Consider the following 18,344-nt stretch of genomic DNA (forward strand, 5'->3'; position numbering starts at 1 on the left):
TACCTAGAGCGTGTTCTTGTGTCTGGTGGGGGGAACCGGGTCCAATCCACCAGGGTGCCAGGGGTGGCATTTTATAAGGCGGCGCAGAGTTAAATAACCCCCTTTTATCGCTCCATGAGTTTCAATGGCCTCTTCAGAGTACCGGGAGCAGGTGGGGTAGAAGCGACATTGGTTGCCTACCCAGGGGCTGGCCAGGTAGCGGTATACATGGATCAGCTTGATCAGTATCCACTTCATGGTCGGGGTTGCGGCTGTCGAGCCCGCTTGGCCAGTTTACGCCAGAGTTTATTCAGTAGTTTCGCCAACTCGGCCTTATCCAGATCTGCGACCCCAGGGCGTGCGAGCACCACGGCATCCAGCGGCGGCAAATCGTATTGCTGCAGACGGAAGGTTTCCCGGGTTATACGCTTGATTTGGTTGCGGTCGGAGGCGTTGCGTACATGCTTTTTAGCAATAACGAGACCGAGACGCGGGTGTTCCAAGGAGTTGGGACGGGCGAGGATCAACAGATGAGGGTGTGCGGCGCGCACCTGGTTTTCGTTGAATACCAAGCGATACTGCGCCGCATTGAGCAGGCGCAGCGTCTTGGCAAATCCGAAGCTGCTGCGCACCTGCTGCATAAAGAGATATCTCTAAAAGGGAAGAGATCTTATGCAGACAGTACTTTGCGGCCTTTAGCGCGACGGCGGGCCAGAATCTTACGGCCGTTTTTGGTTGCCATGCGAGCGCGGAAACCGTGAGTGCGCTTGCGCTTCAAGTTGCTTGGTTGAAATGTGCGTTTCATAGTCTTGCTACCTGAGACTTTGTGTTCAAAATTTCTCGGGACCTTTCCCGGCCGCGGCCTGGACTCCGGTCCGGCACAAAGCCGGTGCAGACGGAGCTACGCCCTGCGAAGGCCGCGGATTGTATAGAAAGCCAGCAGCGAAAGCAACGCGCTAATCAGGGAAATTCTTTTTATTGGTGCGCGAGTTTACTGTAATTTTTTACGCCAACTAGACAAGTCGTTGAGTCATCAGGGGTATCTCTGAATGCCCACTGATTGACCCCAAGTTATTCACAGCTTTCTGTGGATAACTTTCGAGAGATTCCCACCCCAATTGTCTAATTGTTGTGCAAATCCTTGATTGTGTGGATCTTTTTGCGCAGTTTTTTCAACAGATGCAGTCTTTCTTGTGGATAACCTAAAGGTGGAAAGGTATACTGCGCCGATCTTATTTGACGGCCCCGGGTGATTTCTAATCCGGCCTTGCCGTCTCTCCTTGGTCTTACCATTTTGGGGTTTTTTGGGGGGTTTCTTGACTGAATCCGTATGGAAGCAGTGCGCGAGCTGTTTACAGGACGAGCTGCCGTCTCAGCAGTTCAATACCTGGATCAGACCGTTGCGCGTCAATCCCGTCAGTGCGGAGGGCGAGTTGCGCCTGATCGCACCGAACCGCTTTGTGCTGGACTGGGTTGGCAATAAATTCCTGAACCGCATTCGCGAGTTGGTGCAACAGTTTGCACCGGGACGCCCTCTGCAAGTGGCGCTCGAGATTACCGCTCGCCGGCCGGCTCGCTTCCAGCGCGGCCATGTAACAAATAATGCCCCTCCGACACCGGTACCGACACCCGCGCCATCGGCGCCAACTCCGCCACCACCTCCAGTCCAGCCGGCAGTAGTGCCGCCACAGGTATCTGTACCACCTGTTGCCACTGCGCCACCTCCGGTGACTTCACCGCTGGGATCTGGGTTTGGTGCCAGCAGGCCGGTGCCTCATCCCGCTATGGCTGAGGAGGTGACTGCCGAACAGATGACGACAGGCGAACTGGCCCTGACAGATCTGCGACCACCGGCTATGAATGGTATGGCTCGCTCCGTACCGGAGCAGCAGGCCAGGCAGGTTGAGGTGGAGGGGGCTATCAAGCACGGCAGCTCACTCAATCGCAACTTTACTTTCAAATCCTTTGTTGAAGGTAAGTCCAACCAGCTGGGCCTCGCTGCGGCACAACAGATTTCTGACAATCCGGGTGGCGCCTACAATCCCCTCTTTATATATGGGGGCGTGGGTCTGGGGAAAACTCACTTGATGCACGCGGTTGGCAACGCACTGTTGGAGCGCAACCCCAATGCTAAGGTGGTGTATTTGCACTCCGAGCGCTTTGTTGCAGATATGGTGAAAGCGCTACAGCTGAATGCGATCAGCGACTTTAAGCGCTACTACCGGTCTGTTGATGCCCTTCTGATTGATGATATCCAGTTTTTTGCCGGTAAGGAGCGCTCTCAGGAGGAGTTTTTCCATACCTTCAATGCCCTGCTGGAGGGGGGGCAACAGATTATCCTAACCTGTGATCGCTATCCGAAAGAGATCGACGGCTTGGAAGAGCGCTTGAAATCCCGCTTTGGCTGGGGATTAACGGTGGCTGTAGAGCCTCCGGAGCTCGAGACCCGGGTAGCTATTTTGATGAAGAAGGCCGAGCAGGTGGGTGTGGATTTACCTCACGACTCCGCTTTCTTTATTGCGCAGCGTATTCGCTCCAATGTGCGGGAGCTCGAGGGTGCACTGCGCCGCGTAATTGCCAATTCGCAATTTACCGGCCGCGCTATTGACGATGTCCTTGTGCGCGAAGCACTAAAAGACCTGTTGGCCCTACAGGATCGACTGGTCAGTGTGGATAATATCCAGCGGGTTGTCGCTGAATACTACAAAATTAAGGTGGCGGATTTGCTCTCCAAGCGGCGCAGTCGCTCGGTGGCCCGTCCCCGCCAAGTCGCTATGTCCCTGGCCAAGGAGCTGACCAATCACAGCTTGCCGGAGATCGGCGATGCCTTCGGTGGTCGCGACCACACAACAGTACTGCATGCCTGCCGTAAAATACGTGAGTTGCAGGAGTCCGACGCGGATATTCGCGAGGACGTTAAATTGCTGACACGGTCGCTGACCACTTAATCGAATAACTGACAAAACAAGGCGAAACTACCGATGAAATTCAATGTGAGCCGGGACGCCCTTCTGAAGCCGTTACAACTGGTGGCCGGTGTTGTTGAAAAACGCCAAACACTGCCAGTCCTGGCCAATGTGTTGATGCAGTTACAGGGCCAGGAACTCTCCCTGACCGGTACTGACCTGGAAGTGGAAATTGTCGGCCGTCTCGGTGTAGACGGTGTAGAAATGGAGGGCGAGGTGACCGTTCCCGCACGCAAGCTGCTGGATATCTGTCGCTCTTTGCCCGATGGTGCTGAACTAAAGTTTGAGCGCGATGGCGAACGCCTGATTCTGCGCAGTGGCCGCAGCCGTTTTCAGCTGTCGACTCTGCCCGCAGCGGACTTCCCGAACCAGGAAGAGGCCAGTGCACAGACTCGTTTCGATATCTCCCAGCGCGAGATCCGCCGCCTGATAGAAGCCACCAGTTTTGCTATGGCTCAGCAGGATGTGCGCTATTACCTGAATGGTTTACTGCTAGAGTGTCGCCCGCAGCAGCTGCGCGCGGTTGCTACTGATGGCCACCGCTTGGCACTCTGCGATCGTGATGCTCCCGGCCTGGATGTCGCCACGCCTATCCAGGCTATTGTGCCGCGCAAAGGCGTACTCGAGCTGGGTCGTTTGCTTGAAGACAGCGATGCACAGGCACAGGTCGTGCTGGGTAACAACCATATTCGTGTGGTTAGTGGTCAGTTTACTTTCACCTCTAAATTGGTAGACGGCAAATTCCCTGACTACGAGCGCGTGTTGCCGCGAGGCGCGGGCAATGTGGTCTATGCGGATCGCCAGGGGTTGCGCCAGGCCTTCTCCCGAGCGGCGATTCTCTCCAACGAGAAATACCGTGGGGTGCGCCTTCAGGTTTCTGAGGGGCTGCTGCAAATTGTTGCCAACAACCCGGAGCAAGAAGAGGCGGAAGAGCAGATGATGGTGGATTACGTAGGTGAGCCAATGGAAATTGGCTTTAACGTTTCCTATCTGCTGGACGTCACTGGTGCTATTCACAGTGACCAGATCCGTATCAGTTTGGCGGATGCCAATAGCAGTGCTCTGCTGCAGCAACCTGAAGAAGGTGATGCGCTGTACGTGATTATGCCTATGCGCCTGTAAGGCAGCCCACCCATTGCTCTTTTCTGAATGGATTGAGGCTACCTCCCCGCTCGGTGGGGTAGCCGATAAACAAAGCGATGCCTGTGCATCGCGCTCTTCGCTCTGGGGGAGGTGTCTGTGGCGCTGACCCGTCTTCTCTTATCTAATTTTCGAAATATCTGCTCTGCCGATCTCAAACTGGGTCCTGGTGTTAATGTGTTTTGTGGTGCGAATGGCAGTGGCAAGACTTCACTGCTAGAGGCGGTACATATGCTGGCAACCGGTCGTTCCTTTCGCTCTCGTCAGCACAAATCGGTTATTCAGCATGATACTGGTGGGCTTACGGTTTTTGCCCAGCTCGATACAGGTCTTAACTTGGGGGTAGAGCGCCTCGCAGATGGCTCGGGCCGAATCAGGGTTAACCAGGCTCCAGCGGAATCCAGCTCACAGCTTGCTAGTTGCCTGCCACTTCAATTGATAAACAGTGAAAGTTTTTCCGCACTTGATGGTGGCCCCGGCGTTCGGCGCCGGTTGCTGGATTGGACAGTGTTCCACGTGGAACATTTATTTGCCCAGGAGTGGAAAAATTATCAAATCGCACTGCGGCAGCGAAATGCTCTCCTGCGTCGTGGTAAAATCGATGAGGCCAGCATCGGCGTATGGGAAGAGCAGTTGGCCCTTAGTGGCGAGCGTGTAAACGATCTGCGATTAGCTCAGTTTTCTCAATTGCAGACCGCTGTTTCGCAACTTCTCGATGAGTTACCACAGAGCCTATTGAGCCGTGTCGATATGAGTTACCGTCGCGGTTGGCGTAAAGAAGTTGACCTGCGTAGCGCTCTATCTGAATCACGGGAATCAGATGTTTCACAGGGGCATACGCGTATTGGTCCCCATAGGGCAGATATTCGTTTTACCGTAGCCGGTGAGTCGGCCCACAATATCCTATCTCGAGGCCAACAGAAGATGTTGGTGTGTGCAGTGCGCACGGCCATGGCGGAGGTAGTCTGTAGGCAGGGGGATATGCCAGTATTCCTGGTAGATGACTTGCCGGCAGAGTTGGATGACAGTAACCAACAGATTTTTGCGCATTGGGTTGGGCGTTGTGCCTGCCAGGTGCTTGTAACCGGAATTGAGGAGGGCACTACAAGTCGCCCCTGGCGGCAACTAGATGCCCCTTGGAATTGCCCGAAAGTGTTCCACGTGGAACATGGGAAGATCAGTGCCGAAGCTTCGGCCGCACAATAAGTTTAATGGAGCGAATAAATGTCAGAGCAGCAAAGCTATGACTCAAGCAGTATCAAGGTATTAAAAGGCCTGGATGCGGTGCGCAAGCGCCCCGGAATGTATATTGGTGATACCGACGATGGCACCGGTCTGCACCACATGGTATTCGAGGTGGTCGACAACTCCATCGATGAAGCGCTGGCCGGCCACTGTGATGAGATCCGTGTAACCATCCATCCGGATGAGTCCATTTCCGTATCGGACAATGGCCGTGGTATCCCGACAGAGATTCACCCGGAAGAGGGGGTTTCTGCAGCAGAAGTGATTATGACCGTCCTTCACGCGGGCGGTAAATTTGATGACAACACCTACAAGGTCTCCGGCGGTCTGCACGGGGTAGGGGTATCGGTGGTAAACGCTCTGTCCAAGGAGCTGAAGCTGACTATCCGTCGCGGTGGCAAGATTCACGAGCAGACCTACCACCACGGTGTGCCCCAGGCACCCCTGGAAGTCGTGGGTGACAGCGATACCACCGGCACCACGGTGCACTTCAAACCCTCAGAGAACACCTTCAGCAATATCGAATTCCATTTCGACGTGCTGGCCAAGCGCCTGCGCGAGCTGTCCTTCCTGAACTCTGGTGTGCGTATTGTCTTGAAGGACGAGCGCAGTGGTAAGGAAGAGGTCTATGAATACGAAGGTGGTTTGAGTGCCTTTGTGGAGTTCCTCAACCAGAACAAAACCCCGATTAACAAGGTTCTGCACTTCCAGAGCCAGCGTGAAGACGGCATTGCAGTAGAGGTGGCATTACAGTGGAACGATAGCTTCCAGGAAAGCATCTTCTGCTACACCAACAATATTCCCCAACGCGACGGCGGTACCCACCTGGCGGGCTTTCGTGCAGCCCTAACCCGTGGCCTGAACAGCTATATCGAGCGGGAAGGCCTGGGCAAGAAAGACAAGGTGAACACCACTGGCGATGACGCCAGGGAAGGTCTCACCGCGATTATCTCTGTGAAGGTTCCGGACCCGAAATTCTCCTCCCAGACCAAAGACAAGCTGGTTTCATCCGAAGTGAAACCCGCAGTAGAGCAGGAGATGGGCCACCACTTCACAGACTACCTGATGGAGAACCCACAGGAAGCCAAATCTGTCGTCACCAAGATGATCGACGCGGCCAAAGCCCGTGAGGCGGCCCGCAAGGCCCGCGAAATGACTCGCCGCAAGGGAGCGTTGGATATTGCCGGCCTGCCCGGGAAACTGGCAGACTGCCAGCAAAAAGACCCGGCACTATCTGAAATTTACCTGGTGGAGGGTGACTCCGCCGGTGGTTCTGCCAAGCAGGGCCGGGATCGCCGCACCCAGGCGATCCTGCCGCTGAAGGGTAAGATCCTCAATGTGGAAAAAGCGCGCTTCGACAAGATGCTCTCAAGTGCCGAAGTGGGTACCCTGATTACCGCACTGGGCTGTGGCATCGGCAAGAGCGAGTTTAACCCGGACAAGCTGCGTTATCACAGCATCATCATCATGACTGATGCTGACGTGGATGGAGCCCATATCCGCACCCTGTTGCTCACATTCTTCTTCCGTCAGATGCCGGAGCTGATCGAGCGGGGCCACATCTACATCGCCCAGCCGCCGCTGTATAAGATCTCCAAGGGCAAACAGGAACAGTACCTGAAGGATGAGGGTGCTCTAACCCAGTTCCTCACCAACGCCGCCCTAGAAGGCGCCACTCTGTTTGTGAACCCGGACGCCCCTGGACTTTCTGGCGCCTCCCTGGAGAGCCTGGTAGGTGAGTACCGCAGCGTACTGGCGACAATCGATCGCCTGTCGCGTCTGTACCCTGAGGAAGTGCTGCGCAGCATGATCTACCTGCCCAGCTTGTCTCAGGAAGACCTCCAGTCCCAGGAGAAAGTCGCAGCTTGGAGTGAGAAGCTCCAGGAGAAACTTGGTGACGAAGAAAGTGGTGGAACCCGTCGTCACGAAGTGACGGTTCAGGAGAACACCGAGCGCGGCCTATTCCTGCCCCATATCCATATCGTGGCCCACGGTGTTGGCAGTGACTACCTGATTAACCACGAGTTCTTCGATTCCGCTGAGTACGCATCTATCTGCGCACTAGGTGAGAAAATGGTAGGTCTGTTGGAAGAGGGTGCCTTTATCCAGCGCGGCGAGAAGCAGCACCCTGTTGGCAGCTTCCCTGAAGTGATGGACTGGCTGATGGGCGAGAGCCGCAGAGGCTACGGTATCCAGCGCTATAAAGGACTGGGAGAAATGAACCCTGAGCAGCTTTGGGAAACGACCATGGACCCGGAGAGCCGCCGTATGCTGCAGGTAACCGTTGAAGATGCCATTGCCGCGGACCAGATCTTTACAACTCTAATGGGTGATCAGGTAGAGCCACGCCGAGACTTTATCGAGACCAACGCCTTGGCAGTAGAAAACCTCGACGTCTAATTGCCATTTTTCCGAAAATCCCACAGTAATTTCCCAAAAGGGGAATTACTGTGGATATTTTTTCCGCTTAAAAATAACTTGCGACAAATTCGGTCTTTTTTCTCCCCTATCAAAAACGCCACGCTGATCGGGCACCTATCCTTCCTTTAAAGCCTGAAATTACTGACAAACCATTAAAGTAAACAGTAAAATTTTTAGTAAATTCTGGCCAAGCAATAATATTGTTGTATTTTTAAAAAGAAAAAAATTATAGGTAACCTTTCTACTTATCTATTTCCACGAAAAAATAAAATTAAACGGACCATAAGGCTTATGGGGAACCTAATCTCTTCTATTCTCGGCGATGCTCGTCGTTTGATAGTTACTAGTGGTGTGATTGCACTGGCTTTATACGGTTGCACAAGCACGCAGAAATTAGTGAATTCCGAATGGTATGAGATCGAAACCGAGCATTTTCGGATCGTTACCAATGACAACCCCAAGCAAGTTGAAAAACTGGCAATAGACTTGGAACGATTTCGAATTTTCGCAAAACGATATATCAGGTATTCAGCAGATCAACAGAAGTTGACGATATACGCCCTGGATGACCGGCTCAGCTTTAAAGGAGTCAGCGGTAGTGAGTCGTCTAGAACTGTCATTGGACAATTCCATAATACTGCGTATGGGAGTTTTGCATTATTAAACCTAAACGGAAATCGCGTCCTTCCTGACAACCCGGCCCGTCAGACGTTGTTTCATGAATATACGCATTTTTTGACCTACAGCGGAAGCCAGTACCTCTACCCCTACTGGTTCAGTGAAGGTATTGCTGAGGTATTTTCCACTGTAGATTTTGATGAAAATGCAAAGTACAGCTTTGGGAAAATACCGGTTGATCGAGCGATTAGTCTTAATCGAGCGAGAGAGTTGTCTCTGGATAAACTCCTTTCAGCCACACCTGGCTCTCTGAATGTAAGAGATACCGAGGCACTTTATGCCAGTGGATGGATGTTAGCTCACTGGATGATTTTCGACACGGATAGAAATAAAGCCTTAAATGAATATTTGGAGGCTTACAACGCCGGCGGTGATCCAATTGCGAGCCTACCTGAAGCTCTGGGAATGACTTTTGAAGAACTCAATGAGCAGTATAAGAAACTGTCGAGAAGTCATTTCAATTATTACGAGGGGGAGCTTTCTGATAAAGGTATCGTTAAATCCCCCTCCGTAAACCTGATGGACAGTAGTACCGCAGTCGCAGAGCTGGCCTACTTTATGGCAATTTCAGAGCAGGGTTCCGAAGTACTAGAGAAATATATTGCCTATGCAGATGAAAAGCAGGCTTCTAGCCCATCGTTAAATTCGGCACTGGCCATTGCTCTGACAGGCGAAGGAAATTATTCCCAAGCTGAGGAAGTCTTGAACTCTATTCCGGCGGAGTACCACGAAGAAACCTGGTATCTTGAAGCCCAGGCAAAAAATGATCTATCGGCTGCCTTGGCGGAGGAGGGGTTCCCCAACCCTGGAAATATGAAACGTATCCGGGATAAATATGTTCAACTAGTTAATGCCAGTGGGGAAGTACCCGCGTACTGGCATGAACTGGCGATCACAATGCAAGTTTTAGGGTATCCCCGCCAGAAGTATACGGAAATACTAGAGCAGGCGTATTTACGTGCACCGAGAGAAACAGGAATTGCTTGGTGGTATGTGCTGGAGCTTTACCTGGACCGAGATAAAGATCTTTTCGCAAAAGTCTCCCAACCGCTATTCATGCAAATTGCAGAAGAGGGCTCGCGGGCACAGTTGCAGTCGATGCTGGATGAGTTGGAGGAGGAAGAGGGATTGGAGTTCGAGCCTGAGGTCAGTGGTTTGGGCCAACTAATGTCAACTTACAGGAAGTACTCAGGAAACAAGGCCCTGGCAATGGCTGTGGACTATCGTGGCGCATTTGTGGCCGGTTTTAACGAAGATGGTGGAAGCACCCAAGCTGAGGCGAGTCAAAGTGCTCTTCAGGCCTGTGAGGAACAGCGAAAGCAGTACCAGATAAGGGATCGCTGTGAACTCTACGCGGAAGGTGAAGTATTGCTGAATTCAACTACGAGGATGTAATTATCCAATGGGCGTTAGGTAAGGCGCAAAGTAGGCTGTAATAGAGCTTGCTTTGCGACAATATTAAACTGGTGATGAGAGTGGATGAGCCGATTACCCCATTACCAAGTATCCACTCTGACAATCAGCTCCCAAAAATTGGGTATTGGTCGGCAAAAATTATGGCCAAAAAGCGTGTAAATCAGTATTGAGTTATCACTAAAGTCACAATACATCCCATCACTTTTAGAAAAATATCAGTCGATGCAGTTAAGCCTTGCCTATTAACTTATCATTCAGGCGGCTAAACAACTTCACGATAAACTCCCTAAAAACCTTAAAACGCATAACATTGCGGTGCTCTGGGTTGGAGACTAGCCACAGTTCATGCAGGCTGGATGGAGCTGCCCCAGGGACCCGAACGACTCCTTCAGCACCATCTGCAAGAAAGCAGGGCAGCCTGGCCAGCCCCAGTCCACTCTTAACTGCCTCTAGCTGTATCAAGCCATGATTAATCTGGTGCTGATAAGGCATCTGTGGATAGGGCGTGTCTTTGGCCCAATTCAATGTGGCGTCATCGCCACTCCAGCCGAGCCAGTGGCCATCGTCAGGTACAGATTTCTCGATATACCCCGGAGAACCGTAACAGCAACTGGGTAGGTCGGCGAGCTTGCGAGCAACAAGTCGATCCGAAACATCGACGTCGCCTTTGGGGAGAATACGAAGTGCTATGTCGGCTTGGTGACTTTCCAAATCGAGAACGTGGCTAGTAACCAGTAGCTGTACGTTGATCTCTGGATACGTACGTGAGAAGTCATTTAGGTAGGGGATAATTAAGTGCGATGCGACTACATCCGGCATAGTGATGCGAACTTCCCCGGAGAGCTGGTTACTCCCGCCCTGTAAATGCTTCTGCGCGGCATTTAGATACTGCTCTGCCGATTGGGCGTAGTCGAGCATCGCTTTGCCATCCTCCGTCAGCTGATAGCCTTTGGAGCTGCGATAAAACAGCTTGGCCTGGAGCTTTTCCTCCAGGGCATCAATACGGCGAGAAACTGTGGAATGGCTGACTTTAAAGTTGTCAGCAACGCTGCGAGCGCTCTTACTCCTGGCTACCGCGATAAAGAACTGGATATCTCCCCAATCGATGGACTCTTTATGCAACACACTGTCCTATTTTGCTGTATTCCGTTGCATATAGTGTCCAGTTAATCTGTCTCCCGTCAATAGCACTCCGTAGAGAAACCCAGGAGATCAGAGATGAAAGAAGCCCAAGTAAACCGAGAAATCGCTATTAACCGCCCAATTGATGAGGTCTGGAAAGTCCTCGCCGTTGATTTTGATACAGCTTACGAGTGGATGACGTTAATCCCTCACTCCTTCGCTAAGGAGGGAAAACCTGTTGAAAATGCGAGTGTAGAAGGCCGGGTTTGTGTGCTGACAAATAAGGGACCGTCGGGTCTTGTCGCAGATGAAACTATTACAAGGTTTGATGAGAAAAACTATGAACTGGATATCTCGGTTGAAACTAAAAATACGCCACCGGGATTCCCCGTTAAAAAGAGTTTATCTCAATTTAAATTAAGCCCCTCTGTTGGTGGAGGCACAACAGTGAATTTCACTGCAAATATGGAGTTAAATGCTTTAGGAGGCGTGTTGAGTCCTGTGGTGAAGAAGATGACTGGCTCTCAATTTGAGCAAATGCTGAAGGACCTGAAAATTTACATGGAAAAAGGAGGTCATCTTGCAAAAGGGGCAGTTGCCTAGCCTATCGCATGATAAGTAATTTAAGGACTCTTCTGGATTTACGCGGAAGTAAATAGAAGAGTCTCCTTTTTGAAAAGATACAGCGAGTCGAGACTCGCCTTTTTTAATAGATTTTATTATTCGGTAAATACGTAAAAAGTATTTACTTTATAAACGGCTGGGATAGAAGGCCTTGTTAAAGAGATAGGCGAAGTACGCTAGTCCTCGCCGAATATTCCACTCTATTTTTCCAACAGCAATCCGCACTCCCGGTGCTCCTCACCTTTAGTTGGATCAAAGTAAATATCGTTATCGGGAAGATCATTCTCGTAAACATACTCTTCCACATCGATTTCCTTCAGGTGGAACATCGGTGCCACTCGAATAGTACCGTGGTTGCCCTGGGTGAAAATATCCAGGTTTTTGCGGTGCGAATTCTGATCGTGGCGGATACCGTTTAGCCATACATCCGGCTGTAATTCCTGCATAGCGCGGTTAAACGGCTCCAATTTAACGGTCCTGGAGAAGAAGTCATGCTCTGGGGTGTCCAGCTGCGGGATTCCCCCGTACACAGCGTTGTAGTGGGCCGCGGACATCTTCGGTGAGTAGGTGCGCAGGTTCAAATCGAGAGATTTGACCACGTTTTCGATATGGCGATAGGTTTCCGGGGTGTTATATCCATGATCCACCCAAATTACCGGGATATCCGGTTTGGCGCGGGTAACCAAGTGGAGAAAGGCTATCGCCAATGGGCGGAAATTAGTAAAAACCACCGGGTTCTGAGCGTGTTCCATGGTGAACTTCATAATTTCACTAGGCTTGGCGCCAGCGAAACGTAGGTTCATGGACTCCAGATCCGCATCGTGATGAAAGGTGCGTTCTGGAATAGGCTGTAAAGTTTGGCTGGAAGCGTTGGGTCCCATAAAAATTCAGCGCTCAGGAAAATTATGATGGGAGGCATGCTACCCGGTTCAAGAGTCGCGTAGAAACAATAAAAAGAAGTGATTCAATAAGCTTCAGTTATAAGGGAAAGCTTATTCAATGGGCATAATGCTGCAAATTTTATCTTGCAGATGCCCTCGGGCACTGCATGGAGATTGAATGCTGGCCATACTCCACGTTATAGCTGCGCTCCACCTCTACAAAACCATGGTTTTGTAGAAAGTATCGAGTGCGAAGATTCTCACGAAGTACCTCAGCCTTTAGTGGATAACGCCGGTCACGAATTGCAGAAATGAGGTTTGTGCCGATTCCGCAACCGGTAAATAAAGGACTGACACAGAGGTGAGTGACGATACCGTCACCAAGCAGCGTGATAAAGGCTTCCGCGACAGCGTTGTTGCGATCGGTATAAACCAGGCATTGAGTGGCACTACGGCAGTCTTTACGAAATTGAGCTATACGGTCCACCCAAAACTGGCGGGGTATGGAGGGGTGGGAGTTCGCTGATGCATGTAGCCAAAGTTGCTCCAACCTGTCCAGCTCTTTGAGTTTTGCCTTTCTAATCATGGGCACACCCGAAGCGGATACGTGAGCCCAATGCTAGTCAGATCGAAGAGTAGATCCTAGAAAACATCTGCTTATAAGAAAACCTTAAAGTTGCAGGCACTCCAACGAAGTTCGTGGCGCTAAACAACAAAAATAAGAGTGTAAATAAAGTGTAATGGGAATGTTAAAATACAATCATTCGTATTTATAAAAACAATGACTCGAGGTTACTAATAATCCTTGGAGGGTTCATGAAGCACATTCCATTTACACCCCTGGCCTTTACGATAGCCACTCTTATTGCTGCGCCGACTTTAGCCGAGCAACAGCTGGAGAGCGTAACAGTAATCGGCGACTCCTCATCTATTTCCAAGTTGCCTGGCTCTGCACATTTGGTTGATGCTGATGAGTTAGCCGAGTTCGAGTTTGTAGATATCAATCGCATGATGCGCTCAGTTCCTGGGGTCTACATTCTTGAAGAAGATGGCTACGGATTGCGTCCGAATATCGGGATTCGAGGTGCCCAAGGGGGACGCTCCGCCAAAATTTCCTTGATGGAAGATGGAGTGTTAGTGGCTCCGGCTCCTTACTCTGCACCAGAAGCTTACTATTTCCCCAGTGCGGGCCGCATGAATGCAATTGAGGTGTTGAAAGGCCCCGGCTCTCTGCAATATGGCCCATTCACCGTGGGTGGTGCAGTCAATATGTTGAGCACACCTATTCCCACCGCCAGTGAAGGTATGGTGCAACTAGAGGCTGGAGAATTCGGTGAGACCCGTTTGCATGCTCATTATGGCGCCAGTACAGAAAATACTGGCTGGTTGTTGGAAACACAGCAGCAGTATGCAGATGGATTCAGACAAATCGATAGTGCCGGCAGCGCAGATATTGCTAAAGAAGACTATCTGTTAAAGGGTCGTATCAGTTCCGATAGAGACGCAACGTATCGCCAGCAGTTGGACATCAAGCTGCAGTACTCCGAAGAGGAGTCTGGCATGAGTTATCTGGGTCTAACGGATGCCGACTTTAAGAAAGATCCGAACCGTCGATACGGTATCAGCGCCCTGGATGAAATGCAGAATCGCCACAGCACTATCCAGCTGAACCACAGTATCGAACTGAGTGACAGTTTTACCCTGCATACCCAGGCTTACTACAACAAATTTAAACGCGACTGGTTTAAGGTCAGCGAGGGTGACTTGATAGATGCTGTTAATACCGGCGGCAGTGTTGATGGAGTTTTAGACCCTCAAGCGGTTTTGGATGGTACTGAAGATTACACCTTCGGTGTTAAGCACAACAATCGTGAGTACGAGGCCAAGGGCCTGCAGATCAGTGCCGATTGGCGCTTTAATACTGCTTCAGTTAGTCATGAGCTGTCCTTTGGAGTGCGCCAGCATCGAGATGAGGTGGATAGATTCCAGCCTGTGGAAAACTATGAGCAGGTTGATGGCAAATTGGTGTATCTGAGCACAGATATTCCCGATACCGCTGAAGAAAGCAGCAATAACCGTGTTGAAGAAGCGGATGCAACTTCGTTCTTTATCTACGACGATATCCAGCTGAACGATAAGCTGACTCTCACTGCTGTTCTTCGCTACGAGGATATAGAGACCGAGCAGCAGCGTTATAACGACGCCGAGCGTACCGAGAAGGGCAGTTATCGCACCAATCAGGTGGATGAATGGCTGCCAGGTTTGGGACTTGTTTACCAGGCAAGCGAACAGTGGAGCCTGCTGGCAGGTGTGCACCGTGGCTTCGCCCCTCCCGGCGCAGGTGCAGCCGATGGCCAGGGGCCGGAGTTATCCACAAACTATGAATGGGGTGCTCGCTTCGATAACGGAAGCCTGAATGCTGAGTTGATCGCCTTCTACAGTGACTATGAAAATGCTGTGCAAAACTGCTCGGTGGCGGTGAAATGTCCCAATGGTGCCGAGAGTGGTACCTACCAGTTGGGTGAAGCAGAAATCAAAGGGCTGGAAGCTACGCTTGGAAGTGAGTGGGTGCTCACAAACGGTTGGATACTACCGGTGCGGGCAACCTATACCTTTACTGATGCAGAAATCAGTGAAGATAGTGACGGTAATGACCTGCTTGCCGGCGACAACCTCGAATACCTCCCAGAAAATGTCTTTGCGATATCTGCGGGCCTGGATAGCGGCGCTGCTTGGCGTTTGAACCTGACTGCAGCCTATCAGGACGAGATGTGTGTTAATACCCAATGCAACCGGGGAGATACCGACCAATTTGATTATACCGAGTCACTTTGGGTTGTAGATGCTGCTGCGCATTATGATTTCATGGCTGACCTGACCGGTTACCTGAAAGTGGATAATCTGTTGGATGAGCAGGTTATTATTAGTCGCAGTCCAGATGGCGCCCGTGCAAATCGGCCCCGCACTGCCACTTTAGGCATGAAGTATGTCTTTTGACCTGAAGTAGGCTCATCGATCTGAGAACAAGGCCCCGGTCATTACCGGGGCCTTGTGGGGTTCATGAGCACCTACTTATTGGTGTTTCCCCCTAGATGTACAAAATGAGCTTTTAGGTAGTTGGTTTCCGGAATTGCTGGATGCACAGGGTGATCGGCCCCTTGACCACCACTGGCCAGCATTGAGGCTGGGCGCCCCAAGCGGTGAGCGGCGCCACGGATACAGTCGAGAAGCTCACCGGATTGCAGATGCATAGAGCAGGAAGCGCTTACTAACAGCCCATCCTTCGCCAACAAACGCATTGCGAGTTCATTGATATGGCGATAGGCCGCCAAGCCGGCTTTATGATCTTTCCTCCGCTTAATAAAAGCGGGTGGGTCGAGCACAATCGCATCAAACCTCTCCCCCTCTGCGACCAACCCTTTGAGGACATCCAGTGCTTTACCCTGGATGGTTTTGAGCTTGTCGGCGAATCCATTGTGATCCGCATTGAGCAAACACCAGTCCAAGGCCTGCCGAGAGGCGTCTACGCACACTACCTCTGCCGCACCATTGGCCAGTGCCTGAATACCCCAACCGCCCGCGTAGGAAAACAGATCTAATACTTTTTTGCCGTTGACCCAGCGATTCAACAGCCTGCGGTTTTCCCGGTGATCGTAAAACCAACCGGTTTTCTGCCCCTGGTGTACCGGGGCCAGAAGTGGAACGCCGTTCTCCTCGAACGGGACCATCTCGGGTACATCTCCAAAGGCTACGGTGTGTACCAGCGGCATATCTTCAACTGCGCGACCCTGATGATCATTGCGCAGCAGGATGCCTTTGGGGTTAACCATCTCCACCAACTTATCCACAATCGTTTGTTGGTAGCGCTCCATTCCCCAATTGCTGACCTGGACTACTAAATAATCCCCAAACCTATCCACTACCAAGCCCGGAAGCCAGTCAGAGTCCCCGTATACCATCCGGTAGCTGGGGTGAGAAAAGTACCGTTGGCGCTGTTCAAATGCAGTTTGTATGCGCTCACAAACAGTATCTGTGGAAAAGTCAGAATTACGGCTGACTATTCGTCCACAAATAAGTTGGCTCGGATTTACAAAGGCTGTGCCGAGCAGCTTGCCCTGGCTATCGTGAACTTGGCACTGACTACCCGCATCAATTCCCTTTAATGGAGAGCGCTTAGTGTCCACCTCATTGCTGTAAATCCATAGGTGGCCACGCTTGAGTCGGCGCTCTGCGCCTCGATTCAGTATTAACTCCACCAAAAGGGGATCTCCGTTGATGTGTACAAATTAGGGGCCAATTGTGCGGACAGCTAAGTGAAGGTCAAGCCTCAAGCTGATGTATGGCTCGTTCGGAGCTTTAAGAACCAATAGTCACCCGAGGGTTACTCATATCCGTCAAAGTTTATACGTCAGTACCGGAGAAAATGACTATCAATTTGGGGTAACAGGGTGTCTAAGCTGGCTATAACTGGCAGAATCTGGCGCCTGTAAATCATTCTTATCCCCAGCCGTTGTGGAAAACTGCCGAGATGAATAAGCACCAACAAACACAAAATGGAGCTAGGAAAGTCGCCATGGTGGTCTGCCCGGGTGCTACTAGCCTGGATATCACAGGTCCCCTAGAGGTTTTTGCCTTGGCAAATGACCAGTTGCGCAAACAAGGGCGTTTCAACCAGGATTTCTATGATATTCAGTTGGTGGGACTTGAGTCTGGTCCGGTTACGACTTCGACAGGGGTTAAGGTTTTTATAGACCTCCCGTTTCATGAAGCTGAGAGGATTCATACCCTGTTAGTGAGCGGCATGCCACCGGACTCCTGTCAGCGCGCTTGTACCAATAGTTCTGTTCTGGAGTGGCTGGCTGAGCAGCAGAAAAAAGTTGCTCGTATTGGTTCAATCTGTAGTGGGGCCTTGATGCTCGCCAACGCAGGCATTCTCAATGGACGGCGTGCTACAACGCATTGGGCGGATGTTCCTGAGTTGCAGGGGTTCCCCCAGGTAGAAGTGGATCCGGATGCCATCTTTGTCCGCGACGGTAATGTTTATACGTCGGCCGGAATTACTGCTGGAATTGATTTGGCTCTATCGATGATCGAGGAGGACCATGGGAGGGGCTTGGCACTCAACCTGGCTCGAATTCTTGTTCTCTACTTAAAGAGAGATGGAGGACAGCAGCAATTTAGTGTGCGATTGGAAAATCAGATAAACAGCGATCGTTTTGCAACTTTGATTGAATGGATGTACCAGAATATTAAGAAACCTATAACGGTGGAGAGGCTGGCTCAGGAAGCGGCTATGAGCCCACGGAATTTTGCCCGAAGCTTTGTGCGAGAGCTTGGTGTAACGCCTGCTCGTTTCCTAGAGCAAATAAGAGTGGAACGAGCTTGCCAATTATTTTCCGAACAAAATCAGTCACAGGATAAAGTGGCAAAACTCTGTGGATTTCAATCCCAAGAGCAATTGAGAAGAGCCTTTAAAAAGCACAAGGGTATTTTGCCTAGTGAATATCGAAAGCGTTTTCACTAAAAATATATTTATTAATTACTTGCAGCCAATTGTTAATATTTAATTTAGAAAATTTATATTTAGTGCAGTAAAACGTAATTGATGTTTTAAGTCGCATATCAACTGAACTTACTCATTCTTTTTTACCGAAGCTTATTTTTTAGCTTAGGAAGAATTTTCTGGATTGATGATACTACCGGAGTACAAGCTTTCTGCTGCTTTGAATATCAATCGAAAGACAAAATATTTTTGGCACTTTGGTCGATTATCCCCAGACATAGCGAGCGCTTTTATTCATCAGCAGAATGCACTCAATTGCGAATAAAAAAACCGGCCAAACTCTGGCCGGTTTTGACTTTCACTTCCTAC

Annotated in this window: 15 protein-coding genes; 8 read left to right on the forward strand and 7 right to left on the reverse strand. The window is 50.8% G+C overall.

From position 1 onward, the window contains the following. Positions 1-3 precede the first annotated feature (3 nt). The 3 genes from yidD to rpmH are packed head-to-tail and all read right to left on the reverse strand — an operon-like array spanning position 4 to position 784. Positions 4-237 carry a membrane protein insertion efficiency factor YidD gene (yidD, locus tag ACJJIQ_RS20445; protein ID WP_108735100.1) on the reverse strand — a complete coding sequence of 78 codons (234 nt, stop codon included), beginning with the start codon at positions 235-237 and terminating at the stop codon, positions 4-6. After that, positions 234-620 (reverse strand): ribonuclease P protein component, encoded by a 387-nt coding sequence (gene rnpA / locus ACJJIQ_RS20450; protein WP_413663877.1) that lies wholly within the window; start codon positions 618-620, stop codon positions 234-236. Before rnpA ends, yidD begins: the two co-directional genes overlap by 4 nt. Before the next feature lie 29 nt (positions 621-649). Next, entirely contained in the window at positions 650-784 is a 135-nt protein-coding gene (gene rpmH / locus ACJJIQ_RS20455) for a 50S ribosomal protein L34 (protein WP_020413885.1), read from the reverse strand. Positions 785-1,295: 511 nt separating this feature from the next. On the opposite strand from rpmH, the gene dnaA reads away from it, so the two are divergent. The 5 genes from dnaA (at position 1,296) to ACJJIQ_RS20480 (ending at position 9,824) form a co-directional block, all read left to right on the forward strand. After that, the gene (gene dnaA, locus ACJJIQ_RS20460) at positions 1,296-2,927 is read left to right on the forward strand and encodes a chromosomal replication initiator protein DnaA (protein WP_444959779.1); all 1,632 of its coding nucleotides are present in this window, start codon (positions 1,296-1,298) and stop codon (positions 2,925-2,927) included. Between the two features lie 33 nt (positions 2,928-2,960). Next, positions 2,961-4,067 (forward strand): DNA polymerase III subunit beta, encoded by a 1,107-nt coding sequence (dnaN, locus tag ACJJIQ_RS20465; RefSeq protein ID WP_108731194.1) that lies wholly within the window; start codon positions 2,961-2,963, stop codon positions 4,065-4,067. Between the two features lie 117 nt (positions 4,068-4,184). Next, a complete protein-coding gene (gene recF / locus ACJJIQ_RS20470; protein WP_444934532.1) occupies positions 4,185-5,291 on the forward strand; it encodes a DNA replication/repair protein RecF in 1,107 nt (368 codons plus the stop codon). 18 nt (positions 5,292-5,309) lie between these two features. Continuing rightward, a complete protein-coding gene (gene gyrB, locus ACJJIQ_RS20475; protein ID WP_445360808.1) occupies positions 5,310-7,730 on the forward strand; it encodes a DNA topoisomerase (ATP-hydrolyzing) subunit B in 2,421 nt (806 codons plus the stop codon). Positions 7,731-8,042: 312 nt separating this feature from the next. Next, positions 8,043-9,824, forward strand: coding sequence for a hypothetical protein (locus ACJJIQ_RS20480; RefSeq protein ID WP_445362881.1), 1,782 nt, complete (start codon positions 8,043-8,045; stop codon positions 9,822-9,824). Positions 9,825-10,073: 249 nt separating this feature from the next. Here ACJJIQ_RS20480 and ACJJIQ_RS20485 read toward each other — a convergent pair whose 3' ends face one another. After that, positions 10,074-10,967, reverse strand: coding sequence for a LysR family transcriptional regulator (locus tag ACJJIQ_RS20485; protein WP_445362882.1), 894 nt, complete (start codon positions 10,965-10,967; stop codon positions 10,074-10,076). Between the two features lie 96 nt (positions 10,968-11,063). On the opposite strand from ACJJIQ_RS20485, the gene ACJJIQ_RS20490 reads away from it, so the two are divergent. Beyond that, on the forward strand, positions 11,064-11,570 hold the full coding sequence (locus ACJJIQ_RS20490) for an SRPBCC family protein (RefSeq protein WP_445362883.1): 507 nt from the start codon (positions 11,064-11,066) through the stop codon (positions 11,568-11,570). A 221-nt stretch (positions 11,571-11,791) separates the two neighbouring features. On the opposite strand, the gene ACJJIQ_RS20495 is transcribed toward ACJJIQ_RS20490, so the two are convergent. Both ACJJIQ_RS20495 and ACJJIQ_RS20500 read right to left on the reverse strand, forming a co-directional pair. Further along, positions 11,792-12,472: a phosphoadenosine phosphosulfate reductase domain-containing protein gene (locus ACJJIQ_RS20495; RefSeq protein WP_445362884.1), complete on the reverse strand. Its 681-nt coding sequence runs from the start codon at positions 12,470-12,472 to the stop codon at positions 11,792-11,794. 139 nt (positions 12,473-12,611) lie between these two features. Continuing rightward, the gene (locus ACJJIQ_RS20500; protein WP_445362885.1) at positions 12,612-13,058 is read right to left on the reverse strand and encodes a GNAT family N-acetyltransferase; all 447 of its coding nucleotides are present in this window, start codon (positions 13,056-13,058) and stop codon (positions 12,612-12,614) included. 230 nt (positions 13,059-13,288) lie between these two features. Here ACJJIQ_RS20500 and ACJJIQ_RS20505 point away from each other — a divergent pair, with 230 nt between their 5' ends. After that, the gene (locus ACJJIQ_RS20505; RefSeq protein WP_445362886.1) at positions 13,289-15,469 is read left to right on the forward strand and encodes a TonB-dependent receptor family protein; all 2,181 of its coding nucleotides are present in this window, start codon (positions 13,289-13,291) and stop codon (positions 15,467-15,469) included. 71 nt (positions 15,470-15,540) lie between these two features. Here ACJJIQ_RS20505 and ACJJIQ_RS20510 read toward each other — a convergent pair whose 3' ends face one another. Next, positions 15,541-16,728 carry a class I SAM-dependent rRNA methyltransferase gene (locus tag ACJJIQ_RS20510; RefSeq protein WP_445362887.1) on the reverse strand — a complete coding sequence of 396 codons (1,188 nt, stop codon included), beginning with the start codon at positions 16,726-16,728 and terminating at the stop codon, positions 15,541-15,543. Between the two features lie 272 nt (positions 16,729-17,000). Here ACJJIQ_RS20510 and ACJJIQ_RS20515 point away from each other — a divergent pair, with 272 nt between their 5' ends. After that, positions 17,001-17,996 (forward strand): GlxA family transcriptional regulator, encoded by a 996-nt coding sequence (locus ACJJIQ_RS20515; RefSeq protein WP_445362888.1) that lies wholly within the window; start codon positions 17,001-17,003, stop codon positions 17,994-17,996. Positions 17,997-18,344 lie beyond the last annotated feature (348 nt).

This window comes from Microbulbifer maximicatervae (SeqCode) (assembly GCF_052468295.1).